This window comes from Streptomyces sp. NPDC056600 (genome assembly GCF_042792855.1).
Classification (GTDB): Bacteria; Actinomycetota; Actinomycetes; order Streptomycetales; family Streptomycetaceae; genus Streptomyces.
Genome location: NZ_JBHTVQ010000127.1, coordinates 1 through 3,720 on the forward strand (window position 1 = coordinate 1; position 3,720 = coordinate 3,720).

Annotated in this window: 3 protein-coding genes; 1 reads left to right on the forward strand and 2 read right to left on the reverse strand. The window is 71.3% G+C overall.

Annotation, left to right across the window (positions count from 1 at the left end; all coding sequences use genetic code 11):
* Nucleotides 1–44 precede the first annotated feature (44 nt).
* Together ACFRAV_RS31235 and ACFRAV_RS31240 are read right to left on the reverse strand one after the other, a co-directional pair.
* The gene (locus ACFRAV_RS31235; protein ID WP_382560963.1) at nt 45–2,525 is read right to left on the reverse strand and encodes an MFS transporter; all 2,481 of its coding nucleotides are present in this window, start codon (nt 2,523–2,525) and stop codon (nt 45–47) included.
* Nucleotides 2,526–2,539: 14 nt separating this feature from the next.
* Entirely contained in the window at nt 2,540–3,022 is a 483-nt protein-coding gene (locus ACFRAV_RS31240) for a MarR family winged helix-turn-helix transcriptional regulator (protein WP_382560965.1), read from the reverse strand.
* A gap of 325 nt (nt 3,023–3,347) precedes the next feature.
* Here ACFRAV_RS31240 and ACFRAV_RS31245 point away from each other — a divergent pair, with 325 nt between their 5' ends.
* Nucleotides 3,348–3,545, forward strand: coding sequence for a hypothetical protein (locus tag ACFRAV_RS31245; RefSeq protein WP_382560968.1), 198 nt, complete (start codon nt 3,348–3,350; stop codon nt 3,543–3,545).
* Nucleotides 3,546–3,720: the final 175 nt, after the last annotated feature.

Consider the following 3,720-nt stretch of genomic DNA (forward strand, 5'->3'; position numbering starts at 1 on the left):
GTGGCAGGGCTCCCTCGGGGAGCCCTGCCACCGGCCGCTGTCGCCTACTCGCCCGGGTGGGAGAGCTCGACGACGTGGTCCTCGACGTCCTGCCGGACGGCCAGGGTGGTGGCCACCGGCGGGTAGCCCGTGGCGATCACCGTGTAGTCGCCGCCGTCCAGGTCGGCGAAGGCGTACACGCCGTCCTCACCGGTGGTGGCGGTGGAGACCACGTTGCCGGCCGCGTCCAGGAGCGTGACCCGGGCGTCGGGCAGCGGGCCGTACGGCGAGCGCACGACACCCTTGAGCTGCGAGCCCGCCTCCAGCACGGCCTCCACCCGGGTGACCCCGGTGGTGGCCACCTGGACCGGAAGGGCGCTGGGCCGGAAACCGGCGGCGTTGACCGCGACGGTGACGTCGCCGGGGACCACCGCGGCGAAGGCGAACTCGCCCGCCCCGTCGGTGGCGCCGGTGGCGATCAGGTCGCCCCGCACGTCGGTGACGATCACCATGGCGCCCACCACCGGCTCACCGGTGGCCGCCGCGCGGACGACGCCGGTCAGGCCGCTGGTGCCGCTCAGCAGGATGTCGTACGCCAGCGGCTCGCCGTTCACGGTGACCGTGGAGGCCTGCGGCTGGAAGCCGTCGGCCGAGGCGATCAGCACGTACGAGCCGACGCCGGGGACGTCCACCGCGTAGGCGCCGTCGGCCTGGGCGATGGCCCGGCCGAGCTGGCGTCCCTCGAGCGAGATCAGCGTGACCGCGGCGTGCGGCAGCGGGGCGCCCTCGCCGTTGCGGACGTGGCCGTGCACCGGGAGGCCGGTGCGCTCGACCGTGGCCGTGGCGGCCACCGCGGTGGCGGTGGCGGCGGCGACGGCCCCGGTGGACGGGGCGGCGTGCTTCGGGCCGGCGGTGGCCGGGACCTCGGCGGTGGCCTCGTCGGCCGGGATCTCGCCGGAGGTCTCGTCGAGCGCCGAGTGCCGCTTCAGCGGGACTTCCTTGATGAAGAGCGTCAGGAAGAACGCGACCAGGGCGATCGGGGCGGCGAGCAGGAAGATGTCGGCGATGCCGTGGCCGTAGGCGCTCTCCATGAGCTCACGGACCGGGCCGGGCAGCGAGGACAGGTCCGGGATGGAGTCGCTCGCGGACGCCGAACCCATCGCCTTGGCGTACCTCGGGGGCAGGTCGGCGACGCCGTCCTTGACGTAGTCGGTGATCCGGTTGCCCAGGACGGCGCCGAAGGCGGAGACGCCCACCGTGCCGCCCAGCGAGCGGAAGAAGTTCGCCACCGAGCTGGCCGCGCCGAGGTCGCTGGGGGCGACCTGGTTCTGCGCCGCGAGCAGCAGGTTCTGCATCATCATGCCGACGCCGACGCCCATCACGGCCATGAAGATCGCGACGTGCCAGTACGGGGTGTCGTAGCGGATGGTGCCCAGCAGGCCGAGGCCCGCGGCGAGGAGGAAGCCGCCGGAGACCAGCCAGACCTTCCACTTGCCGGTGCGGGTGATCAGGTTGCCGGAGACGGTGGAGGAGACGAACAGGCCACCGATCATCGGGATGGTCAGCACGCCGGACATGGTCGGCGACTCGCCCCGCGCCAGCTGGAAGTACTGGGCGAAGAAGATGGTGCCGGCGAACATGCCGATGCCCACGAACAGCGAGGCGAGCGAGGCCAGCGCGACGGTGCGGTTGCGGAACATCCGCAGCGGGATGATCGGCTCGGAGACCTTGGACTCGACGAGGACGAAGAGCAGCGCGAGGGCGACCGAGCCGCCCACCATCGCGTAGGTCTGCCAGGAGTTCCACTCGTACTTGTCACCGGCGAAGGTGACCCAGAGCAGGAGCAGACAGGTCGCGGCGGTCACCAGGGTGGCGCCCAGCCAGTCGACCTTGACCTTCCGCTTGACCACCGGGATGCGCAGGGTCTTCTGCAGGACGATCAGGGCGACCACGGCGAACGGGATGCCCACGTAGAAGCACCAGCGCCAGCCCAGCGACTCGGTGTCGGTGATGACGCCGCCCAGCAGCGGACCACCCACGGTTGCGACAGCGAACACCGCGCCGAGGTAGCCGGCGTACTTGCCGCGCTCACGCGGAGCGATGATCGAGGCCAGGATGACCTGGGACAGGGCGGACAGACCGCCACCGCCGATGCCCTGGAAGACACGGAAGACGATCAGCGTCTCGGGGTTCTGGGAGAAGCCCGCGCCCGCGGACGCCACGACGAAGATGATCAGGGCTATCTGGATCAGCAGTTTCTTGCTGAAGAGGTCGGCGAGCTTGCCCCACAGCGGGGTGGACGCCGTCATCGACAGCAGTGAGGCCGTGATCACCCAGGTGTAGGCGGACTGCCCACCGCCCAGGTCCGCGATGATCCGGGGCATCGCGTTGCTCACGATCGTGGACGAGATCATCGCCACGAACATGCCGAGCATGAGGCCCGACAGGGCTTCCAAGATCTGCCGGTGCGTCATCTGGACGCCGCCGGAGGTCCCTCCCCCGTGCTCGGCGTTGGCCCGCACACCAGCTGGTGTGGTGGTTGCCATACGTTTCCCTTTGTCTACTGGGTGGTCTGTGCTGAACGGTCGTGCTGGTGCACGGCCGAGGTGTTCCGACGGCAGTCGCCGAAGCTCTGCCGGAAGCGCGTCATCAGCTCGGTGAGGCGGGCGACGTCCTCGTCGCTCCAGTCCCCGAGCCGTTCGGAGAGCAACGCGGTCGAACGCTGCGACAGCTCCGCCAGCCGGTCCCGGCCCGCGTCGCTGAGACGCAGCAGGCGGGAGCGCTTGTCGTCCGGGTCGGGCAGTCGTCGCACCCATCCCAGGTCGGCGACGTGCGAGACGTGCCGGCTGCACACGGAGATGTCCACCGCGAGCAGCTCCGCGAGCCGGCTCAGGCGCATGTCCCCGTGACGGTCCAGGAGGATCAGTACGCCGGCCGATCCGGGCGGGCAGTCGGCCGGCAGCTGTCGGCCCAGTTCCCGCTTGACGGCGCCGACGGCGCTGAGCTGCCGCAGCAGCTCCTCGAACTGCGCCTGTCTGGCCATCGAGCCTCCCAGGGCCGCGCGTCGATCGTTGCGTATACCAACCGTAAGAAGGTTGGTTGCAGTAGGCAAATGAAAACGGTGTGGGCTACATCAAAACTTGGCAAAGGCAAGTATTGGCGAAAGTGAAGGTTGGGTAAGAGTGCAGGTCAGGGCTCGGGCAGCCGGTCCGGGCGCGCTGCGGGGGGCGGTGGGCGGGCGCCGCGTGCGGGATGTGCGGGCGCCGCGGGGATGCGCCGGGAACGCTCCGGGGCGGTTCCGGGCAGGTTCGGCACGGGTTCCGGCCCGCACTTGGGCGGGACACCCGCCATTCGCTAGGGTCCTGGCCATGGCTAACACCCAGGGCCCCCAGGGCAATTACGACCCGGCCGGCAGCACCCAGATGTTCCGCGCGTTCGTCGACGAGGCGCCGCAGGCGCGTCAGCAGCAGCAGGCGGCCTCCGCGGGACCCCGGATCGGCGTGATCATCGGCATCGTCGCCGTCGTGGCGGTCGTCGCCGCGGTGGCGTGGCTGGCGCTCGCCTGACACGCACGACCTCGCCTGACACGCACGATGTGCCCCGGGTCCGACCCGGAGCGCGGACGGACGACGCCGGGCCGCCCCGACCCCCTGGGTGCGGCGGCCCGGCGGGCCGCGGTACCCCGCCGACCCGGGGGTGGGGCCGGCAGTACGCGGGGAGGCCCCCGCGCCCCAGCGCCCC

Excerpts from the sequence above, each read along its gene's own strand:
- ACFRAV_RS31240 (WP_382560965.1), bottom strand. The coding sequence starts at position 3,022 with ATGGCCAGACAGGCGCAGTTCGAGGAGCTGCTGCGGCAGCTCAGCGCC.
- ACFRAV_RS31235 (WP_382560963.1), bottom strand. The coding sequence starts at position 2,525 with ATGGCAACCACCACACCAGCTGGTGTGCGGGCCAACGCCGAGCACGGG.
- ACFRAV_RS31245 (WP_382560968.1), top strand. The coding sequence starts at position 3,348 with ATGGCTAACACCCAGGGCCCCCAGGGCAATTACGACCCGGCCGGCAGC.